Here is a 17,916-nt window from a genome sequence, read left to right as displayed (position 1 = left end):
TTTGCCCACGCCGTGCGCGGCCACTGGGGCGTTGAAAACGGCTTGCATTGGACTCTCGACATCGCCTTTCGCGAGGATGAGTGCCGTGTGCGCCAGCCGGTGGCGCGTGAGAACCTCGCCGTGCTGCGTCACCTCGCGCTCTCACGACTGAAGAATGATGACACCAAGGTGGGGCTGCAGAACAAACGCTTGAAGGCCGCTTGCAACGAGGACTACCTGACAAAACTGCTCTTCGAGTGGCCCAAAAGTGACGAGAAAACAAAATCATCAGGAAACGCTAATATTAGCAAAGCTTGATGCGATTGCCCTGCTCCAAGGGGGAGGTGCGCAGCACTCAGCTGGCCGATCGGCTGGTGCCATTGACCTTCTTGACCGGCCTCGGTGTCTTCGCCCTCACCCGCGATCTGAGCCGCGCCGCGTCGGTGCTGACGGTCGACTATTCCTGTGCCATCAAGCTCTCGAATCCGGTCGCCGTGCGCGCCAACATCTTCGCCGCCAGCCGCGCCGGGGTGTTGTTCAAGGGTGCCCAGGCGCTCGAGAACCTGGATCAGGTCGATACGGTGGTGTTCGACAAGACCGGTACCCTGACCACCGGCGCGATGCGGGTCGCCGACCTGATCCCTCTCCACGGGCTCGACGAGCCGGGCTTGCTCGCGCTCGCCGCTGGGGCCGAGGAGCACTACGAACATCCGGTGGCACGCGCCGTGGTCGCCGAAGCGGCGGCGCGCGCGCTCGCCTTGCCGGCGATCAGTCAGGTCGATTTCGTCGTCGCCCATGGCGTCTCGGCCTATGTCGATGATCAGCGGGTCCTGGTCGGCAGCCGCCATTTCCTCGAGGATGATGAGGGCATCGACTGCGCGGCGGCCGAGGGGTACGCCGGCGACCTTCACGCCCAGGGCAAGTCGCTGCTCTATGTCGCCCGCGGTGGCCGGCTGGTCGGGCTGATCGCGCTCATCGACCGCATTCGCCCGGAGGCGGAGCAGGCCCTGGCCGCGCTGAAGACGCTCGGCATTCAGCGCACGGTGGTACTCACCGGCGATCATCGCGATGCCGGGCGCGCCTTGGCCAGCGCCCTTCCGGCCATCGATGAGGTGTGCTGGGAGCTGAAGCCCGAGGAGAAGGCCAAGACCTTACAGGCACTGCGCGAGCAGGGCCAGCGGGTGGCCTTCCTCGGCGACGGCATCAACGATGCGCCGGCGTTGATCAGCGCCGATGTGGGGATCGGCATGCCGCAGGCGGCCGACCTTGCGCGCGAGGCGGCCCAGGTGCTGTTGTTGCGCGAGGACCTGCAAGTGCTGGTCGCGGCCGTGGCCATCGCGCGCCATACTCAGAGGGTGCTGAGGCGCTGCGCCCAGGCATCGATCGGGATCAACTCCGCGACCATGGCCTTGGCCGTGGCGGGGGTGCTGCCGCCAGTGGTTGCGGCCAGCCTCCACAACGGCAGTACCATCGGCATCCTCGGCTACGCGGCACTCGATGGCCGCAAGGACTGGTCCAGCAGGTCGCTGGCCTCGGCGGCAGCGGCGCTGGCACCCCTGTCCGCCGGTGACGCGGCCGCCCCACCCCGCGCGGAGGCAGATGATGCGGACATCACTTGATCAAGCGCCGGTGGGCCAGCCATTGCGGCTCGGGCCGGTGCTCAATGGCCTGTTGGCCGAGCGGCTGCACCGACTCGGTCTCTATCCCGGCTGCGTGCTCTACCGTCAGGATGAGGAGGTCCAGCTGCAGCCGGTGCGGGTGCGTGGGCCGCGCGGCGAGGCCACGCTCTCCAGCGGCATGGCGGCCAAGGTCATCGTGCATCACGACGATGACCACAAGACGCCGATCATCGAGATGCGACCGGGCGAGCAAGGTCATATCGAAGGGCTGACTGCTGGCACCGGGCTGGAGGAAGCGCTGCGCACGCTCGGCTTCGCCGAGAACGACCGCATCACCCTGCTGCGCAAGATCCCACCGATGCGCTACCGGGCACTGCTCGACGGCGGCCGCCGCTTGTCGTTCACCGAGGGCGTCGCCGCCAAGCTCTGGGGCGAGCTCGACGGACGGCCGATGCAGTTTGCCAATGCGCGCAAGGATCATCCCTTCCGGGTCATCGCCATCCTCGGCGGTGAGGCGGCGCAGGCGCAGATCGCGTCGCTCGGCATCCGCGAAGGTGACCGCCTCAGCTTGCAGACGGTATGCCCGGATAAGGTCGTCGGGGAGCCGATCCCGGCGCCGATCGTCGTGACCAGCGCCGATGGCCTGCGGCTTTATCTGCGCCTCGAGCAGGCGCAGCTGGTCTTGGTCGAGACCGGGACGAGCGCGCCTGCTTGAGCGGAGGGGACTCGCATCGCGACCGAGTCAGCTCTAAGAAACCCTAACAGAATGCCCTCAACGGCCTAATAAATCAGCAGCTTGTGCAGGCTAGCCGGGCATGTTGATAGGACGTCTAAAGCTAAAACAAATACAACTCATTTGTATCTATAGTCGCTTTTTTTGTACGCTGTACGCTTTCGTCCCCCTTAGGCTAGAAGCTAGAAGACAGATCCCCATGAGCCCCAAGCCGATGAACCGCACCGCCTTGCCCCGCGCCGCCGCCGCCCTGACCGCTGCCCTGACCTTCAGCGGCGCCGCCCAGGCGCACTTCCAGCTGCTCTACACCCCAGAGATGATGCTGGAGACGCCCGCCGAGATCGATCTCGCCCTGATCTTCGGCCACCCGATGGAGAATACCCACACCATGGATATGGGCGCGCCGGAGGACTTCTTCGTCCTCTTCCGCGGCGAGAAGACCGACCTCACCGACAGCCTCGAGCCGGTCGACTGGCAAGGGCCGGGCGAGGGCTCCGCGCAGGCCTACAAGGCGACCTACAAGATCCGGCGCAACGGCGACTACCTGTTCGCCCTGGTGCCGGAACCCTACATGGAGGCCTCTGAGGACATCTATATCCAGCAGCTCACCAAGACCATCGTCAACAAGGGCGCCATGCCCACCGGCTGGAATGAGCCGATCGGGCTGCCCACCGAGATCGTGCCGCTGAACAAGCCCTATCAGGTCTTCGCCGGCAGCACCTTCACCGGCCAGCTGCTCGCCGAGGGCGAGCCAGCCGCCGGTGTCGAATGCGAGATCGAGTACATCAACAGCACGCTCGACCTGCAGGCCAATCGCACCAGCCAGGAGACCCTGGGCCCTGTGCCCAAGACCGGGCTGGTCACCATCACCGACGCCAACGGCGTGTTCACCTTCGGTATCCCGCGCCCCGGCATCTGGGGCTTCGCCTGCCTCGGCTCCGGACCGGACAAGGAGCACAAGGGCAAGGAGCTGTCACAGGATGCCGTGCTCTGGATCAATGTCAGCTCGCTGGCTAACGGTGACAACGCAACGGCGAGCCCCGCTACAACGGCACCGCCGCAACCGTTGACAGTGACCCCGGAAACCGTCGAGGCGCTGCAAGCCGCCTTGCGCGCCCAGGGGTTCAACCCCGGTCCGGTGGACGGGCTGCTCGGCCCACGCACGACAGCGGCGATCAAGGATTTCCAACGCGATCGCGGCCTGCGCGTCACCGGCAAGCTGGATGCCGAGCTGGCGCAACAGCTCGACATCCGCTGAGCCGCCGAGGCGCTCGGGGCTCCATTGTCAAAGCGCCCAACGCCGTGGCAGCCGATCCTTGAGATGCTCGATCAACGCATGGACGCGGCGCAGATGCGGCCCGCATGGTACATGGGTAGTGCTACAGATATGTTGGTATCGGGCGGATGACGCTATCCCAGTGACCTGATCATTGCTCAATGATCTCGGAAGACATCTAGATCTAGGGCACCACCAACGCGAGGTAATCGGCCGGCGAGAGGATGTGCAGCCCGTGGCGTTGCCGAAAGCTGCTCCCCAGCACCAACAAATCCTGATCGCCGGTGATCAGACACTGCGCCTCGCCATTGAGGGCGACGTGCAGCAGCCTGTCGTCCTTAGGGTCGCGGCAAGCCTGGATGCGGTGCTGAATGGGGATCATGCGGACGACGCCGCCGAGTAACTCGAGGAACTGGCGCCGCGCTTCAACCGAAACATAGGGGTTGAACTTGGGGCGGGAGAGGACGTCGGCCAGCTCGGTCAAGGTCTCTTCGGAGGCCAGCAGTACGCCTTCGGCCAGCGCCTTGTCCACGGCGCGCCCGGCCGTGCCGCGCGGCACCAGCATGCGGCTGATCAGGGTATTGGTGTCGAGTACCAGACGGGTTTCGGCCGTGCGCATGGCCGGACCTCAGTCGTCCGAAGCGAGCAATTCGACCAGTGTGTCGTCGTCCAACCCGGCAGCTTCGGCCTGACGGCCGATGCGGTCGCAGAAGCGCTGGAATTCGGCGATGTTGAGCCGTGTCAAGCGCTCGTATTCAGCCATGGAGAGCACCACGGCGACATCGCGTTTCTGGCGCTGGATGACCACTGGCTCCCGGCTGGCGGTGTCGATCAGGTTGGCGAAGCCCTGTTTCGCTTCGCTGGCAGTGATGGTGCGCATAGGGCATCCCTTACAGAAAAGAACATCCTGATCATTTTAGACAAAATAGACAAAATATCTAGGCAGGCGACGGTGCGCGCGGTGCCAGCAAAGCCCGTCTAGCTCAACATGAAAGACTAAAAAGAACGATTGTCATTTATATTTGGTTTTGCTAATCTACTCCCCGTGAACGGCCCTCTGTGCGCGACCTTGCATGATCCCGCTGGCTCACAGCAGCCGTTCATTGGTGACATCAGTGTTTGGACGACCATCCCTGCGGGTGGTCGCTCCTTTTTCTCGATCCACGAGACTCAGTCCGCCGCAAGCCTGCCATCCCGGGGCTCGGAGAAGACAGGACCACCGCAAGAGGCAACAGCGCATGTTCATCGCGATGAACCGATTTCGCATCAACCAGGGCTTCGAGGACGCGTTCGAGGCGATGTGGCGCGAGCGCGAATCACAGCTCGACGCCATGCCCGGCTTCTGCGGCTTTCGCCTGCTCAAGGGGCAGGATGACGGCGAGAGCCGGCTCTATGCCTCCTACACCCAGTGGGCCTCGCGCGCCGATTTCGATGCCTGGCGCGAGTCCGAGGCCTTTCGCCAAGCCCATGCGCAGGCCAAGGCGCCGCAAGGCACCTATGCCGGACATCCGGTGTTCGAGGGCTTCGACGTGGTGCTCGAGGAGGCCCTGCCATGAGCCTGGATGCGAATAGCACCCTCTCCCAAGCCTCGGCGTCCGCGCCGCGGGCCTGGACCTCGGGTCAACCGTCGGCTCCATCCTCGCAGGCCCTCTGGCAACGCTGGCAGCACCTGAAGCAGGCCCAGCCCGGGCTGCGGGCGCGCGATGCCGCCGAGCAGCTCGCGGTCAGCGAGGCCGAGCTATTGGCCTGCCATCCAGGAAGCCGGCGCCTTAGTGAGGACTGGGGTGCGCTCATCACCGATCTGCGCGCGGTGGGGCCCGTGATGGCGCTGACCCGCAATCATGCCGCCGTGATCGAGAAGATCGGCCCGTTCGAGGAGGTGTCGCTCTATCCCGAGCACGGGATGGGCCAGGTGGTCGGCGAGGCGGTCGATCTGCGCCTGTTCCTGCGTCACTGGAAGAGCGGATTCGCGCTGAGCGAGCCGACGGACTCAGGGACGGCCTCAGGAACGGATTCAGGGACGCGCGAGAGTCTGCAGTTCTTCGATGGCAACGGCACCGCGGTGCACAAGGTCTATCGCGTCAAGGCGACCGAGGCGACGGCCTGGGAGGCGCTGGTCGCGCGTCACCTCTGGCCAGAGGCGCCGGCATTGCAGATCGCGTCAGCGCAGGCGGCAGCGGCGGAACGCCCCGATGTCGAGATCGACATCGACGGGCTGCGTTCGGCCTGGGAGGCGATGCACAACACCCATGACTTCTTCGGCCTGCTGCGCCGCTTCCAGGTCGGGCGCCGCCAGGCCTTGCGCCTGGTGGGCGATGATCTCGCGCGGCGCGCGGCGCCGAGCAGCTATCAGACCTTGCTCGAGCGCGTGCGCGAGCAGGGTCTGCCGGTGATGCTCTTCGTCGGCAGCCCGGGCTGCATCCAGATCCACAGTGGCCCGATCCAGAAGCGGCTCGTCACCGTCGGCCCCTGGTACAACATCCTCGACCCGGATTTCAATCTGCACCTGCGCATGGAGGCGATCGCCGAGAGCTGGCTGGTGCGCAAACCGACCGATCAGGGCGTGGTGACCAGCCTCGAGTGCTACGACGCCGCTGGCGCGCTGCTGTTGCAGTGCTTCGGCCTGCGCAAGGGCGGCGAATCCGAGTCGCCGCAGTGGCGGGCCTTGCTCGATGAGATCACCTATCCGGAGCAAGCCTGATGCAACCCCGCAAGCGGTTACTGACAACAGTGACGGGCGCAGCGATCGGCCTGCTCTGGTGCGCCTCTGCACTCCTCGCCGAGACAGGCGAGACATCCGCGCAGACCGCGCGGCTGATCTCGGTCGACGGCGCCATCACCGAAATCCTCTACGCCCTCGGTGGCGAGGCGCAGCTGGTCGGCGTCGACACCACGAGCCTCTATCCCGATGCCACCGAGGACATCGCCAAGGTTGGCTACAAGCGCGCCCTGTCGGCGGAAGGCATCCTGAGCCTGAACCCGGATCGGCTGCTGATGACCGATGACGCCGGCCCGCCGGAGGTCCTCGAGCAGATCGCGCGCGCCGGGGTCGACACCCACCCGATCCCTGATACGCCCAGCGTCGCCGGACTGCACGAGACGATCGCCGCGGTCGCCGAGGTGCTCGACCGGACCGAGGCCGGCGCGGCGCTCAGCGCGCAGCTCGACGACGAGCTCGCCCAGTTGGAGGCGGCTACCGAGCGCAGCAGCAAGCGACCGCGCCTGCTCTTCCTGCTGCACATCGGCTCCGGCAACGACATGGCCGCCGGCCGTGATACGGCCGCCGATACCGTCATCCGCCTCGCCGGTGGCGAGAACGTGCTGCATGACGCCTTCTCCGGCTACAAGCCGCTCAGTGCCGAGGCCGCGCTGGCTGCAGCGCCGGAGGTGATCCTGGTGACCCAGCGCAATCTCGAACAGCTCGGCGGTCTCGATGCGGTGCTGGAGCGCGGCGCGCTCCAGGCTACCCCCGCCGGTCAGGCACGGCGCGTGCTCGCCATGGACGGTCCGCTGCTGCTCGCCTTCGGGCCACGGCTGGCGGTGGCCGCCGCGCAGCTCGCCTCTGAGCTCGGCATCATCGATGAAGAGACCGACGAACGCTCCGGTCTCACCGCCGGACAGCCCTGAGCAGTGGTGGCTCGATGAACACCCGCGTGCTCGGCCTTCGCGCCAATCGTCCCGCCAGCCATGCTGCCAGCCATCCTGGCACCCATCCCGTGCTGCAGCGCCGCCAGCTCGAGCGGCTGAGCCTGGCGGCCTTGCTGGCCTTGATGCTGTCGGTGGCCCTGCTGTCGATCGCGATCGGGCCGGTCGCGATCCCGCTCGCCGAGGTGCTGCGCACGCTCGGCGCACTGGCCGGCCTGCCGGTCGCCGAGGTCGCGCCCCAGCACGAGGCGGTGATCCTGTCGATCCGGCTGCCGCGCACCCTGCTCGGTCTACTGGTCGGTGCCGGCCTAGCGGTCGCGGGGGCTGCGATGCAGGGGCTGTTCCGCAACCCCTTGGCCGATCCGGGTCTGATCGGCGTCTCCGCCGGTGCGGCCCTGGCGGCGGTCTCGGTGATCGTGCTCGGCGGGCAGGGGCTGGCCTTTCTGACCCAGGCGCTCGGGCCCTTCAGTCTGCCCATCGCCGCCTTCGCCGGCGGCCTGGTGACCACCTTGCTGGTCTATCGGCTGGCCAGTCGCGATGGCCGCACCTCGGTGACCACCTTGCTGCTCGCCGGCATCGCCATCAACGCGCTCGCCGGGGCTGGCACCGGGCTGTTGACCTATCTGGCCGATGACCAACAGCTGCGCACCCTGACCTTCTGGAGCATGGGCAGTCTCGGTGGCGCGACCTGGCCTGCGGTCGGCAGCGCCGCACTGCTGATCGCGGTGCCGCTGTTGGCGCTGCCGTTGCTCGCGCGCACGCTCAATGCGCTGCTCTTGGGCGAGGCCGAGGCCGGGCATCTGGGGATCGCGGTGCAGCGCATGCAGCCGCTGATCGTCGCCTTGGCGGCGCTCGCGGTCGGCGCGGCGGTTGCGGTGAGCGGCATCATCGGCTTCGTCGGCCTGGTGGTGCCCCATCTACTGCGCCTGGCGTTGGGCCCCGATCATCGCCTGCTGCTGCCAGGCGCCGCGCTGCTCGGTGGCAGCCTGTTGCTGCTCGCCGATCTCTTGGCACGGACCCTGGTGACCCCGGCCGAGCTGCCGATCGGCATCCTGACCGCGTTGCTCGGTGGCCCCTTCTTCCTGGCCCTGCTGCTGCGCTGGCAGCGGAGAACAGCATGAAAATGGATGTCCGACCGCCGGTTGATCCTGGCTCCAGTCAGACCCTAGAGGCCGAGGGACTCTGCATCCGCCGCGATGGCCGTGCCCTACTCTATGACCTGAGCCTGAGACTGGCCGCCGGCGAGGTGCTCGCGGTGCTCGGCGCCAACGGCGCCGGCAAGTCGACCCTGCTGCGCACGCTGAGCGCGGAGCTGAGCCCGGAGCGCGGCCAGGTGCGGCTCAACGGCCGGCCCCTGAGCGCCTGGCCGGCGCGCGAACTCGCGAAACGCCGCGCCGTGCTGCCGCAGCACAGCCCGCTCGACTTTCCGTTCACCGCCTTGGAGGTGGTGCTGATGGGGCGAATCCCGTTCGGCGGTCCGAGCAGCGAGGATGTCCATCGCGCCGCGCGCGCCCTGGGCGAGGTCGAGATCGCGCACCTCGCCGAGCGCCGCTACACCACCCTGTCCGGCGGCGAGCGCCAGCGCGTCCACCTGGCGCGCGTGCTGGTGCAGATCTGGGACCCGCTGCCCGAGCGCGAACCGCGTTTCCTGCTCCTGGACGAGCCGACCGCCAGCCTGGATATCGCCCATCAGCACGCGACCCTGGCGCTGGCGCGACGCTGGGCCCGGCATGACCTTGGCGTCCTGGTCGTTCTGCACGACCTGAACCTCGCCGCCCAGTACGCCGACCGCGTCGCGATCCTCAAGGCTGGCCGGCTGCTCGCGGTCGGCGCGCCGGAAGACGCGCTCGAACCGGACCTGATCGCTGAGGCGTTCGGGCTGCCGGTGCAGATCCTGGCGCATCCCGAGCTCGGCTGCCCGCTGATCGTGCCGCGCGCCGATCCGTCATCGGCGCCGCGCCGCCCAGTCCATCGAGCACAGACGACGTCCTGGTGCCCACAGCCGCCGCACTCGCCATCCGCGGGCGCCTTGAGCACGCGCGTCAACCGTCCCCGTACCGCTTCTCAGACCACCCAAGCCCACGATCATCGCGAGCTATGACTGACACCCAAGCCGACATCAGCACCGCTGACACTCCGCTGTCCGCTCAGCCAGCGGGCGCGCACCCGAGCGACCTCTCACCGGCACCGACGGCATCCGCTCCCGAGCGCGCCGCGGCCGATGCCACCGATGCCATGCTGCCAGACACCAGCGCTGTCGAACCGCAGTCCTGGCTGCAGGGCCTGGCCAACCTGAGCGAGCCGCTGCGTGAGACCGTCGGCAACGGCGGCCCCGTCTTGATGGTGCTGGCGGTGCTGTCGATCGTCGCCCTCACCATCGTGCTGGCCAAGCTCTGGCAGTTCGCGCGCGTGCGTCTCGATACCCCGCACGCGGTCGAGGCGGCGCTGCAGAGCTGGTCTCGCGACCAGCCTGCTGCGGCCTTGGCGACCCTCGGCGATCGCCGGCAGCCGACCGCGCGCTTGGTCGCGCAAGCGATCCGCGGGCTGCAGCAGGTCCGCAATCAACCGCCGGCCGCGCTGGAGCTGCTGCGCGAGGAGCTGCGCCGCGCCGCCAACGCCCAATTGGAGCAACTGCGCTCCTGGCTGCGGGCGCTGGAGGTGATCGCTTCGCTCAGCCCGCTGCTCGGCCTGCTCGGCACCGTGCTCGGTATGATCGAGGCCTTCCAGCAGCTCGCGGCCGCCGGCAGCCGCGTCGATCCCGCCGTGCTCTCGGGCGGCATCTGGCAGGCACTATTGACCACCGCAGCCGGCCTTGGCGTGGCCATCCCGGTGGTGTTCCTGCACAGCTGGCTCGAGCGCCGGGTCGAGCGCTGCGCGCACCAGATGGAAGACGCCGTCACCCGGGTCTTCACCTGCTCGGCGATGCAGCCGGGTGCGCGCTCGATCCTCTCAAGTGCGCATCCAGGCGCGCATCGCGTCCCGTCGAACGCCTCCGAGACGGCCGCCTCGATGGGGCCCGCACCAGCACCAGCCCTCGCTCAGCGCAGACGCCGGCTCGCGTCCACGCCATCAGGGTCTCGGCGATGCAGCTTGAGCCACGTCCATCGGCACGCCGTCGCACGATTGGGCTCACGCCTTTGATCGACGTGGTGTTCATCCTGTTGCTGTTCTTCATGCTGGCTTCGTCCCTCACGCGTCTCAATGCCGTGCCCTTGGAGGTGCCATCGGTGAGCAGCGAGGGGACCGGCCAGCCCCAATCATTGCTGTTGCGCATCCAGGCCGACGGCAGCCTCGATCTCAACGGGGACGCGCTGCCGCGCTCGGGCCTGGCCGCCGCACTGCGCGCGTGGCAGGCGCGCTCGCCAACGCTTGGCGTGGTCGTGCAGCCCGATGATTCGGTCGATCTGCAGCAACTGTTGCGGGTCTTCGACGCCCTTGCCGCCGCTGGCGTGCCAGTGCTGCGGCTGCATTGAGGAGATCGCGATGCGTTTGACGCAACCGCCACCGCGTCGGGATCAGGAAGTGGCCTTGATCCCGCTGATCAACGTCGTCTTCTTGCTGCTGATCTTCTTCATGATCGTCGGCACCATCGCGCCGACAGATGCGCTACCGATCGATCCCCCAGTCTCGCGAGAGGGACAGGCGACCGAGCCCGATCCAGTGCAGTTGCTGATCGATGCCGATGGGCGCATCGCGCTCAACGGCGAGCTGATTCGGGCGGATCAGTTGACCACGGCGCTCGCCGAGTCGCTCAAGCCCGCCGAGACACCCGATACGCCATTGAATCTGACGCTCAAGGCCGACGGTGCCCTCGTCATGGTCGAGCTGCGGGCGCTGCTGACGCAGCTCCGTGCACTGGGTGTGGAGCGGGTGCGATTGCTGGCCCGCCAGGACTGAGGCATCCATCATGGAGCTGACGCTGCGCCATTGGCTCATCGCCTTCCTCATCGCCGGGATGTTGCACGCGGTCTTGGCGTTGGCGCTGGTGCCGACACCGGCCACGCCGATGCCCGAGCCGACGACCATCATCATTGGGCTCGGCGACGGTGGCGATGGCCGCGCCGAGGGTGGCGATGGGCGCGAGGTCGGTGCCGCCGGCGCGCTCTCGGCCGTCGCGCCCGGAACAGCCTTGGCGAGCGCCCATGCGCAACCGCTGGATGCACGAGCAGCTAAGGCAGTTAGCGAGGCTATCAAAGCGTCGGTGCCAACTGCACCGGCACCGGCAACCGCCGCGCAGCCGGTTGCAGCCGCCCCGGCACCGATCTCGGAGCCTGTACGGGCCATCACGCGATCGCCTCAGCAAGAACTGCAAGACGAGGTGCCATCTCCATCAACGCCAATCACCGCTCGTCCCGAGCCAACGCCGGAACCGACGCCCAAGCCTGTCCAGCAGAAGCAACCCAAGCCCGCGCCCACGCCTGAGCCCAAGCTCGAGCCGAAACCGAAAGTAGAGCCCGAGCCCGAGCCTGAGCCGAGATCGGCAACTCAGCCAAGGCCGACGCCCAAGTCCAAGCCGATCGCGGCATCGACGCCCAAGCCAAAGCCCGCTCCGGCGCCTGCCGCACAGCCAAAGCCACGACCAAAGACACCACCCCGCCCGTCGGCGACCTCGGCCGAGCGCTCGCCGACGACCGCTAGCCGCACGGGACCGACTCACCGATCGGCCGTCGGATCGGATTCCGGCGCGCGCGGGAGCACCTCATCCGGAACAGCAAGCGGCCGGGACGGACAGGCCAGCAGCGGTCGCGGCCGCGGTGCCGGACTCGGCAAGCAAGGCGCGGGCAGCGGCCGTGGCAAGGGCAGCGGCCGCGGCTCGGGCGGTGCGGGCAACTACTACGGTCAGCTCGCCGCTTGGCTCAATAAGCACAAGCGCTATCCCTCCCGCGCGCGGCGCCTGCGTCAGCAGGGCACGGTCAAGGTGCGCTTTACCATCGATCAGAACGGCCGCGTCGTCTCGCACCAGATCGTCAGCACCTCCGGCCATCCACTGCTCGACCGGGAGGCGGCCGCGATGCTCAAGCGCGCCTCACCGATGCCGAAGATCCCGCGCAGCCTCGGCCACTCGCGCCTGACCATCACCTTGCCCATCGCCTTCAACCTGCGTTGAATCAACCTCTCGAGGGCTCGCTGTTTTCCCATGACCCCGAACCGCCCCATCATCGCCCACCGCCCGCTCGAGGCTTTCTTCGCCCGCGAGTCCAGCGCGCCCTTGGCACAGGCCTTCGGCGGGCAACGGCCGGTGCATCCCTTCGTCGGTCTAACGCCGGTCGATCCGAGTGAGCTTACACCACTCTGGGAGCAGCTCACCGAGACCCCGCTCGGTCATCCCGCGGTGGCCTATGTGCATGTGCCCTACTGCGCCAATCATTGCCTGTTCTGCGGCTTCTATCAGAATGCCTGGCGCGAGGAAGCCGGCAGCGCCTATGTCGATGCGCTGATCACGCAGTTGCAGCGTGAGCGTGACCGGCCCGACCTGTCCGAGGCCGCCATCCGCGCGGTCTACTTCGGCGGTGGCACCCCAACCCTGCTCTCCGCTGCCGACCTGGCACGGGCCATCGAAGCGGTCCGCGAGACGCTGCCGCTCGCCGCCGATTGCGAGATCACTGTCGAGGGTCGTGTGCACGGCTTCGGGCTCGATAAGGCACGCGCGGCCTTCGCCGCCGGCGCCAACCGCCTCTCGCTCGGCGTGCAGACCTTCGATGAACGCCTCCGCCAGCGTCTCGGTCGCAAGGCGAGCCGCACCGAGCTGCTGAGCGCGCTGGAGGGGCTGATGGGGCTCGATCAGGGCGCCATCGTCATCGACCTGATCTTCGGGCTGCCGGAGCAAGACGCGGCGCTCTGGGCCGAGGATCTCGACACCGCGATCGCGCTCGGACTCGACGGGGTCGATCTCTATGCCCTCAAGCAGATGCGTAACACCCCGCTTGCCAGCGCGGTTGACGCTGGCAAGCTCAAGCCGGCCGCACCCGAGCAGCTCGGCCGTTTCTACCAACAGGGCACCGAACGGCTGGATGCAGCGCGCTGGGAGCCGCTCTCCAGCAGCCATTGGCGTCAAGGCACGCGGGAGCGCAACCTCTACAACCTGCTGGTCAAGGCCGGTGCCGATTGCCTGGCCATCGGCGCCGGCGCCGGCGGCTCGCTGCATGGCGGCGAGCGCGCCTACTCGTTTCGCAACACCGCGGATGTCGACGACTACCAGCGTCGGCTCACGCAGGGCGAGCCGGTGGTGACCGGGCTGATGCGGCATTCGCCCCATGCTCGGCTGTTCAATCGGATCAAGGGCGAGCTCGAGCGCGGACATCTGGACCTGGTCGGTCTGGCCGCCGAGCTGCAGGCCCATGCCGATCGGGAACTCGCGTCGCTGACCGACCCGTTGTTCGCCCAATGGCAGCGCGCCGGCTTGGTGATGCGCGACGGGCGCTGGCTCGAGCTGACGCTCGCCGGTCGCTTCTGGCAGGTGCCGCTAACGCAGAATCTGCTCGAATGGCTCGATCAATGCCTTCGGGAGACGCCAAGCAATGCCTGAGACCCGTTTGTTCTGCTGTTTTTTGCTCCTCATGCACACCGCAAGCCATCCGCCGCCCTCCAGAATCCTGGGGGCCAGGACACAGCAAGCCGTGTGGACCCATCCCGTTTGGAGGTTCGCCCGATGTCTTGCCAAGGCTCCCCGTCTTTTCCAACCCACACCGCTGCTCGCTCACTTGCGAAGACCCGAACCGGCTCATCAGGTCAGGCTTCTCGGTTAGCACGAGCGCTCACACTGAGCAGCCTGCCGGTCGTCTTCGTGGCCTTACCCGCCATTGGCGACCCAATCGAGGTCGAGCTCGGTCCGGTCACCGTCACCGCCACCAAGACCAGCCGGCCGCTCGACGAGGTTCCCGAGTCCGTCAGCATCATCGACCGCGCTGAGATCGACCAGCGCCAACCACAAAACCTCGGCGACTTGCTCGAGGACCTGCCCAATGTGGCGGTTGGTGGCGGACCGCGCGGGATCGGGCAGGCGGTGACCATGCGCGGTCTCTCGGATGACCGCATTCTCTTTCTGCTCGATGGTGCCCGACAGAACTTTGCCGGCGCACACAACGCTCGTCTCTTCGTCGAGCCCGACCTGCTGCGGCAAGTCGAGGTCATTCGCGGACCGGCCTCGGCACTCTGGGGCAGCGGCGCCATCGGCGGTGTCATCGCCTTGGAGACCGCCGATGCCTCCGACCTGCTTGCACCTGGCAAAACCCTCGGCGCTCGCGCGCGCGCTGGCTATCAGGGCGTCAACGCGCAGTGGATGAGTGGGGCAGCCGTTTATGGCCGCATCGATGATCAGCTGGATCTGCTTGTCGACCTGAATCACCGCGACGCGGGCGATATGCGTCTCGGTGATGGCGAGGACTTGGAGAACTCAGGCTTTGAACGAACCTCAGGGCTCGCGAAGGGCACCTGGAGTGTCGATGGCCGCAACTGGTTCAGTGCCAGCTACCTCGGTTTCAGTGAAGATGGCGAGGTGCCGTCCAATGCCCAGAACGAGGCCGCACCAGAGACGCTCGTTGATCGCACCACGCGTCAAGACAACATGACCTTTCGCTACTGGCGTGATGACGCAGACAACCGCTCTTTCAACCCATCGCTGCTGCTGTACCGCAACCTGACCCGGATCGACGAAGACCGAAAACAAGACGGGCGCAGCGACGAGACCGAGCTGACAACCATCGGGCTCGATGCGCGCAATACCATGCGCCTCGGCCTGAGTCGTGGCATCGATCAGATCATCAGCTACGGACTCGAGTATTACGAGGATAGTGCCAACGCGAAGCGCGATGGCGCGCCGCGCAGCAGCGCCCCGGATGGCAGCCAGCAGGTCATCAGCGCCTACCTGCAAGACGAGATCCTGATCGGCGAGCGCCTCAGCCTGATCCCAGGCATACGCTTCGACGACTACTCGAGCACGCTCAATCAGGGAAGCGCCGAGACCAATGAGGATAGCGCCTGGTCAGCAAAGATTGGCGCCAACCTGCGGGTCACCGATTGGCTCTCGCTTCAGGCGAGCTACAACGAGGCCTTCCGTGCGCCGAGCCCGGCGGAGCTGTTCGTCTCCGGCGTGCATTTCACCTGCGGTCGGGGTTGTCAGAACCTGTTCGTTCCGAACCCAGATCTCAAGCCCGAGAAAGCGCACAACAAGGAGATTGGCCTGCGCTTGAGCCAACAGGATCTCCTTGCGGACGGTGACCGCGCCGGCTTCCGGGCAGCGTTCTTTCGCAACGACGTGCGCGATTTTATCGACCGTGAAGTCGTCTTCACCTTCCGGCCCGTGCCCGGCAACCCCGGACCCGGGGGCGTCACGACGCAGGAGAACGTGACCGATGCGCGGCTCGAGGGCGTCGAGATCGAGGCCATCTACGATGCGCCGCGCTGGTTCGCGGGCCTCGCCTACGCGCAGACGCGCGGTGATAACGAGACCACCGGCAAGCCCCTGGCAAGCGTCCAGCCGGATGAATGGATCTCCCGACTTGGCCTGCGTTTCCCGGCGCAGGGCCTTGAGATCGGCGCGCGCGGACGCTTCATCGCCGCCCAAGACCGGGTGCCGGAAGGGATTGAGCCGTCCGACAGCTATAACCTCTACGACATCTGGCTCAGGTGGCAGCCTGCCGAGCGCCTGGCCGGTCTGAGCCTAGACCTCGGCGTCGACAATCTGCTCGATGAGGACTACAGGCCTTACCTCTCGGTGCTGCAGGGGCCAGGGCGCAACATCAAGGCAACGCTGAGCTACAACTTCTGACCCCGCGCTTGACTAGTCAGCCTCGATATCAAGCAAGCGCGCATCGCTCTCAAGTTCGGATTGCGCGTCATTTGGTGGCGCTCGCACCCGTTGGGTGTCGATGTGCAGTATGAGAGACTTCAGGAGCGGAGATGCCGCGACAGATGCTCTAGGCGAATCGTCTTAAGGACCGCGAAACGCCGCGCCAGTGCGCGGCGCCGATCGCGCCACCAGCATCGCAGTGAAAACCTCAGCATGGCCCGCATCAGGTACTGATTGAGATCACACAGCCAGCAGCGATCAGGGACCGAGAATAAGGCGCGATCGATTCCAGAGACAGCTGTCAGCTTCGTCTTGGAAGGTCCAGTCTTCGACACCTGCGCCAGTGTTCCCGGGTTCATCTCTGTACGATCTCGACTCAGGTCCGCGAGCGGCCAGGTCAGTGGTTGGCGGATCAGCGTGGATCGTTGACGGCCTCGCTCGGTTTCATGTCGTCGCGAGCTGGGAACAGTCGCAAGCCACTGAGCAGAACTCTGATCAGATCTATGCGTTGAACCCTGCATGTTCACTGGGCTACACCCCTGGGATCTCCTCTGGCTGTCCGCAGGGGCAGGTCCCTGATGGACAGATCGCTGGTGGTCTTGACTGACAAGCCATGGCTCCATCAATGCAGAGACATAAGCCTCTAGCTGGTCTGTAGACAGCGCGTCGAGGCGATGGCGGATGATGAGGCTGCCACAGGTCGGATTCGCGCGGACTGAGCGAATGTCCGCATTGGCCTCAAGCGCATCCACCAAGCGCTGCGTCAGAGCGGGATCACCGCGGAGCAAGGGAATGAAAACGCGCAACCGTCCTGCGATTCGATGATGCACCCGCATCCGTCGCGCCTTGGCTGAGATCCCAGGCTTGTCCGCTGCTGGCTGCAGGGCATGGACCCACCCTGGGCTGAACCTCGGGTCTTCATCTTCTGGCGCAAAGCGCTCTAGCCAAGCGTCAGACAAGGACACCCACCAGGTTGCGGGCGGATTGCTCAACCACCTTCTGCATCATCGCACCGACCAGCGCCTTGCCGAAGGTCTCGCCGAGCTTATTGGCATGGGTTTCATCGCGCCGCACAGCGGCCATGCAGCCGAGGTCTTCGAGCGCGGCAAAGAGTTCGACACGACTCAGCAGCTCGGGGTCATATTGAACGACGATGCTCGATGCGCGCTGATTGATTTGGACCGCTCGCACACCGTCCATGGCCATTAGCTTGGCCTGAGCATTGCTCGCCCGCTCGCCATAGCAGCGAAAGGCCTTGGAGCGCACGCGAATGCGACCGGGGATATGATGGATGTACTGGCTCATTTTGGCAGGGACTCCAACATCTGAGATGGGTTGCAAGGAAAATGCGCAACGGGAACGGTTCGCATTGTATGCTCACAACGAGAGCTGATGCAAATCATTCTCATCGCTTTCTAATCCCTGTACTTTGTGTGTACTTTTTCTTGATCGCCGAGGCATGCCACCGATGAGTAATCCAAACTGGTTAGTCTTCCAACTGCCTGAGCTGATGTCTCAGCTAGACGCTAACGCCACCCGGTTCAAGGAGCTTTTGCGAACGCCCTCGCTAAGCTGCTCGCTCTACTACATCCCGGCTGGCTCCAAGGAGATGCAGAGTGCGCATGAGGAGGACGAGCTTTATCTGGTGCTCGAAGGGCGTGCTCAGCTGCGGGTTGAGGGCCAGCAATTCCAAATTTGAAACCCTCATGTTACCAGTAGCTTTTCTGAAAGCGGTTGAAACTTGAGTTGTTAGGTGATTTCCAGAAACAGTTATACCGAGCAGGCAGGCTTGATCAAGATATCCCACTTCGGCAGATCGGGGTTGCGCAGTAGCCGCGCTTCGACCTCTCGCATGGCCTTCTTGGTGAGTTTGACG

The 17,916-nt window shown here is 66.0% G+C and carries 20 protein-coding genes; 16 read left to right on the top strand and 4 right to left on the bottom strand.

Annotation, left to right across the window (positions count from 1 at the left end; translation table 11 throughout):
* The 4 genes from CCR82_RS17245 to CCR82_RS17230 form a co-directional block, all read left to right on the top strand.
* On the top strand, positions 1-297 hold a 297-nt coding region (locus tag CCR82_RS17245; protein WP_201247051.1), incomplete at its 5' end, for a transposase.
* On the top strand, positions 297-1,598 hold the full coding sequence (locus CCR82_RS17240; protein ID WP_201247050.1) for an HAD-IC family P-type ATPase: 1,302 nt from the start codon (positions 297-299) through the stop codon (positions 1,596-1,598). The genes CCR82_RS17245 and CCR82_RS17240, both read left to right, overlap by 1 nt.
* Entirely contained in the window at positions 1,582-2,313 is a 732-nt protein-coding gene (locus CCR82_RS17235) for a FeoA family protein (protein WP_201247049.1), read from the top strand. The genes CCR82_RS17240 and CCR82_RS17235 overlap by 17 nt, the downstream gene beginning before the upstream one ends.
* A gap of 232 nt (positions 2,314-2,545) precedes the next feature.
* Positions 2,546-3,589, top strand: a complete 1,044-nt coding sequence (locus CCR82_RS17230) for a DUF4198 domain-containing protein (RefSeq protein ID WP_201247048.1) — start codon at positions 2,546-2,548, stop codon at positions 3,587-3,589.
* Positions 3,590-3,791: 202 nt separating this feature from the next.
* On the opposite strand, the gene CCR82_RS17225 is transcribed toward CCR82_RS17230, so the two are convergent.
* A complete protein-coding gene (locus CCR82_RS17225; protein WP_201247047.1) occupies positions 3,792-4,226 on the bottom strand; it encodes a putative toxin-antitoxin system toxin component, PIN family in 435 nt (144 codons plus the stop codon).
* A gap of 9 nt (positions 4,227-4,235) precedes the next feature.
* On the bottom strand, positions 4,236-4,487 hold the full coding sequence (locus CCR82_RS17220) for a type II toxin-antitoxin system Phd/YefM family antitoxin (RefSeq protein ID WP_201247046.1): 252 nt from the start codon (positions 4,485-4,487) through the stop codon (positions 4,236-4,238).
* Between the two features lie 358 nt (positions 4,488-4,845).
* Here CCR82_RS17220 and hmuQ point away from each other — a divergent pair, with 358 nt between their 5' ends.
* The 11 genes from hmuQ (at position 4,846) to CCR82_RS17165 (ending at position 16,019) form a co-directional block, all read left to right on the top strand.
* Positions 4,846-5,163, top strand: coding sequence for a heme-degrading protein HmuQ (gene hmuQ / locus CCR82_RS17215; RefSeq protein WP_201247045.1), 318 nt, complete (start codon positions 4,846-4,848; stop codon positions 5,161-5,163).
* Complete coding sequence (locus tag CCR82_RS17210) at positions 5,160-6,308, top strand: hemin-degrading factor (protein ID WP_201247044.1); 1,149 nt, start codon at positions 5,160-5,162, stop codon at positions 6,306-6,308. The genes hmuQ and CCR82_RS17210 overlap by 4 nt, the downstream gene beginning before the upstream one ends.
* Positions 6,308-7,234: a heme/hemin ABC transporter substrate-binding protein gene (locus CCR82_RS17205; RefSeq protein WP_201247043.1), complete on the top strand. Its 927-nt coding sequence runs from the start codon at positions 6,308-6,310 to the stop codon at positions 7,232-7,234. Before CCR82_RS17210 ends, CCR82_RS17205 begins: the two co-directional genes overlap by 1 nt.
* A gap of 14 nt (positions 7,235-7,248) precedes the next feature.
* On the top strand, positions 7,249-8,373 hold the full coding sequence (locus CCR82_RS17200) for a FecCD family ABC transporter permease (protein WP_338073203.1): 1,125 nt from the start codon (positions 7,249-7,251) through the stop codon (positions 8,371-8,373).
* Entirely contained in the window at positions 8,370-9,353 is a 984-nt protein-coding gene (locus CCR82_RS17195; protein ID WP_242513576.1) for a heme ABC transporter ATP-binding protein, read from the top strand. Before CCR82_RS17200 ends, CCR82_RS17195 begins: the two co-directional genes overlap by 4 nt.
* The gene (locus CCR82_RS17190) at positions 9,350-10,393 is read left to right on the top strand and encodes a MotA/TolQ/ExbB proton channel family protein (protein ID WP_242513575.1); all 1,044 of its coding nucleotides are present in this window, start codon (positions 9,350-9,352) and stop codon (positions 10,391-10,393) included. The genes CCR82_RS17195 and CCR82_RS17190 overlap by 4 nt, the downstream gene beginning before the upstream one ends.
* 5 nt (positions 10,394-10,398) lie before the next feature.
* The gene (locus CCR82_RS17185; RefSeq protein ID WP_338073204.1) at positions 10,399-10,725 is read left to right on the top strand and encodes an ExbD/TolR family protein; all 327 of its coding nucleotides are present in this window, start codon (positions 10,399-10,401) and stop codon (positions 10,723-10,725) included.
* Between the two features lie 10 nt (positions 10,726-10,735).
* A complete protein-coding gene (locus CCR82_RS17180) occupies positions 10,736-11,149 on the top strand; it encodes an ExbD/TolR family protein (protein ID WP_201247041.1) in 414 nt (137 codons plus the stop codon).
* 10 nt (positions 11,150-11,159) lie between these two features.
* Entirely contained in the window at positions 11,160-12,359 is a 1,200-nt protein-coding gene (locus CCR82_RS17175) for an energy transducer TonB (RefSeq protein WP_201247040.1), read from the top strand.
* 30 nt (positions 12,360-12,389) lie between these two features.
* Complete coding sequence (gene hutW, locus CCR82_RS17170; protein ID WP_201247039.1) at positions 12,390-13,778, top strand: heme anaerobic degradation radical SAM methyltransferase ChuW/HutW; 1,389 nt, start codon at positions 12,390-12,392, stop codon at positions 13,776-13,778.
* A 258-nt stretch (positions 13,779-14,036) separates the two neighbouring features.
* Positions 14,037-16,019, top strand: coding sequence for a TonB-dependent receptor, heme/hemoglobin family (locus tag CCR82_RS17165; RefSeq protein ID WP_338073202.1), 1,983 nt, complete (start codon positions 14,037-14,039; stop codon positions 16,017-16,019).
* Between the two features lie 119 nt (positions 16,020-16,138).
* Here CCR82_RS17165 and CCR82_RS19440 read toward each other — a convergent pair whose 3' ends face one another.
* Positions 16,139-16,876: an HMA2 domain-containing protein gene (locus CCR82_RS19440; protein ID WP_420827345.1), complete on the bottom strand. Its 738-nt coding sequence runs from the start codon at positions 16,874-16,876 to the stop codon at positions 16,139-16,141.
* A 115-nt stretch (positions 16,877-16,991) separates the two neighbouring features.
* Positions 16,992-17,345: an HMA2 domain-containing protein gene (locus CCR82_RS17160; RefSeq protein WP_201247037.1), complete on the bottom strand. Its 354-nt coding sequence runs from the start codon at positions 17,343-17,345 to the stop codon at positions 16,992-16,994.
* A gap of 163 nt (positions 17,346-17,508) precedes the next feature.
* Here CCR82_RS17160 and CCR82_RS17155 point away from each other — a divergent pair, with 163 nt between their 5' ends.
* Positions 17,509-17,739 carry a hypothetical protein gene (locus tag CCR82_RS17155; RefSeq protein WP_201247036.1) on the top strand — a complete coding sequence of 77 codons (231 nt, stop codon included), beginning with the start codon at positions 17,509-17,511 and terminating at the stop codon, positions 17,737-17,739.
* Positions 17,740-17,916 lie beyond the last annotated feature (177 nt).

It is taken from the genome of Halochromatium salexigens, assembly GCF_016653295.1.
GTDB lineage: Bacteria > Pseudomonadota > Gammaproteobacteria > Chromatiales > Chromatiaceae > Lamprobacter > Lamprobacter salexigens.
This window is presented reverse-complemented; position numbering and strand designations above follow the sequence as displayed.

Coding starts and splice junctions, on each gene's coding strand:
- CCR82_RS17240 (WP_201247050.1), top strand. CDS start 297: ATGCGATTGCCCTGCTCCAAGGGGGAGGTGCGCAGCACTCAGCTGGCC.
- CCR82_RS17235 (WP_201247049.1), top strand. CDS start 1,582: ATGCGGACATCACTTGATCAAGCGCCGGTGGGCCAGCCATTGCGGCTC.
- CCR82_RS17230 (WP_201247048.1), top strand. CDS start 2,546: ATGAACCGCACCGCCTTGCCCCGCGCCGCCGCCGCCCTGACCGCTGCC.
- CCR82_RS17225 (WP_201247047.1), bottom strand. CDS start 4,226: ATGCGCACGGCCGAAACCCGTCTGGTACTCGACACCAATACCCTGATC.
- CCR82_RS17220 (WP_201247046.1), bottom strand. CDS start 4,487: ATGCGCACCATCACTGCCAGCGAAGCGAAACAGGGCTTCGCCAACCTG.
- hmuQ (WP_201247045.1), top strand. CDS start 4,846: ATGTTCATCGCGATGAACCGATTTCGCATCAACCAGGGCTTCGAGGAC.
- CCR82_RS17210 (WP_201247044.1), top strand. CDS start 5,160: ATGAGCCTGGATGCGAATAGCACCCTCTCCCAAGCCTCGGCGTCCGCG.
- CCR82_RS17205 (WP_201247043.1), top strand. CDS start 6,308: ATGCAACCCCGCAAGCGGTTACTGACAACAGTGACGGGCGCAGCGATC.
- CCR82_RS17200 (WP_338073203.1), top strand. CDS start 7,249: ATGAACACCCGCGTGCTCGGCCTTCGCGCCAATCGTCCCGCCAGCCAT.
- CCR82_RS17195 (WP_242513576.1), top strand. CDS start 8,370: ATGAAAATGGATGTCCGACCGCCGGTTGATCCTGGCTCCAGTCAGACC.
- CCR82_RS17190 (WP_242513575.1), top strand. CDS start 9,350: ATGACTGACACCCAAGCCGACATCAGCACCGCTGACACTCCGCTGTCC.
- CCR82_RS17180 (WP_201247041.1), top strand. CDS start 10,736: ATGCGTTTGACGCAACCGCCACCGCGTCGGGATCAGGAAGTGGCCTTG.
- CCR82_RS17175 (WP_201247040.1), top strand. CDS start 11,160: ATGGAGCTGACGCTGCGCCATTGGCTCATCGCCTTCCTCATCGCCGGG.
- hutW (WP_201247039.1), top strand. CDS start 12,390: ATGACCCCGAACCGCCCCATCATCGCCCACCGCCCGCTCGAGGCTTTC.
- CCR82_RS19440 (WP_420827345.1), bottom strand. CDS start 16,876: ATGCGGGTGCATCATCGAATCGCAGGACGGTTGCGCGTTTTCATTCCC.
- CCR82_RS17160 (WP_201247037.1), bottom strand. CDS start 17,345: ATGAGCCAGTACATCCATCATATCCCCGGTCGCATTCGCGTGCGCTCC.
- CCR82_RS17155 (WP_201247036.1), top strand. CDS start 17,509: ATGAGTAATCCAAACTGGTTAGTCTTCCAACTGCCTGAGCTGATGTCT.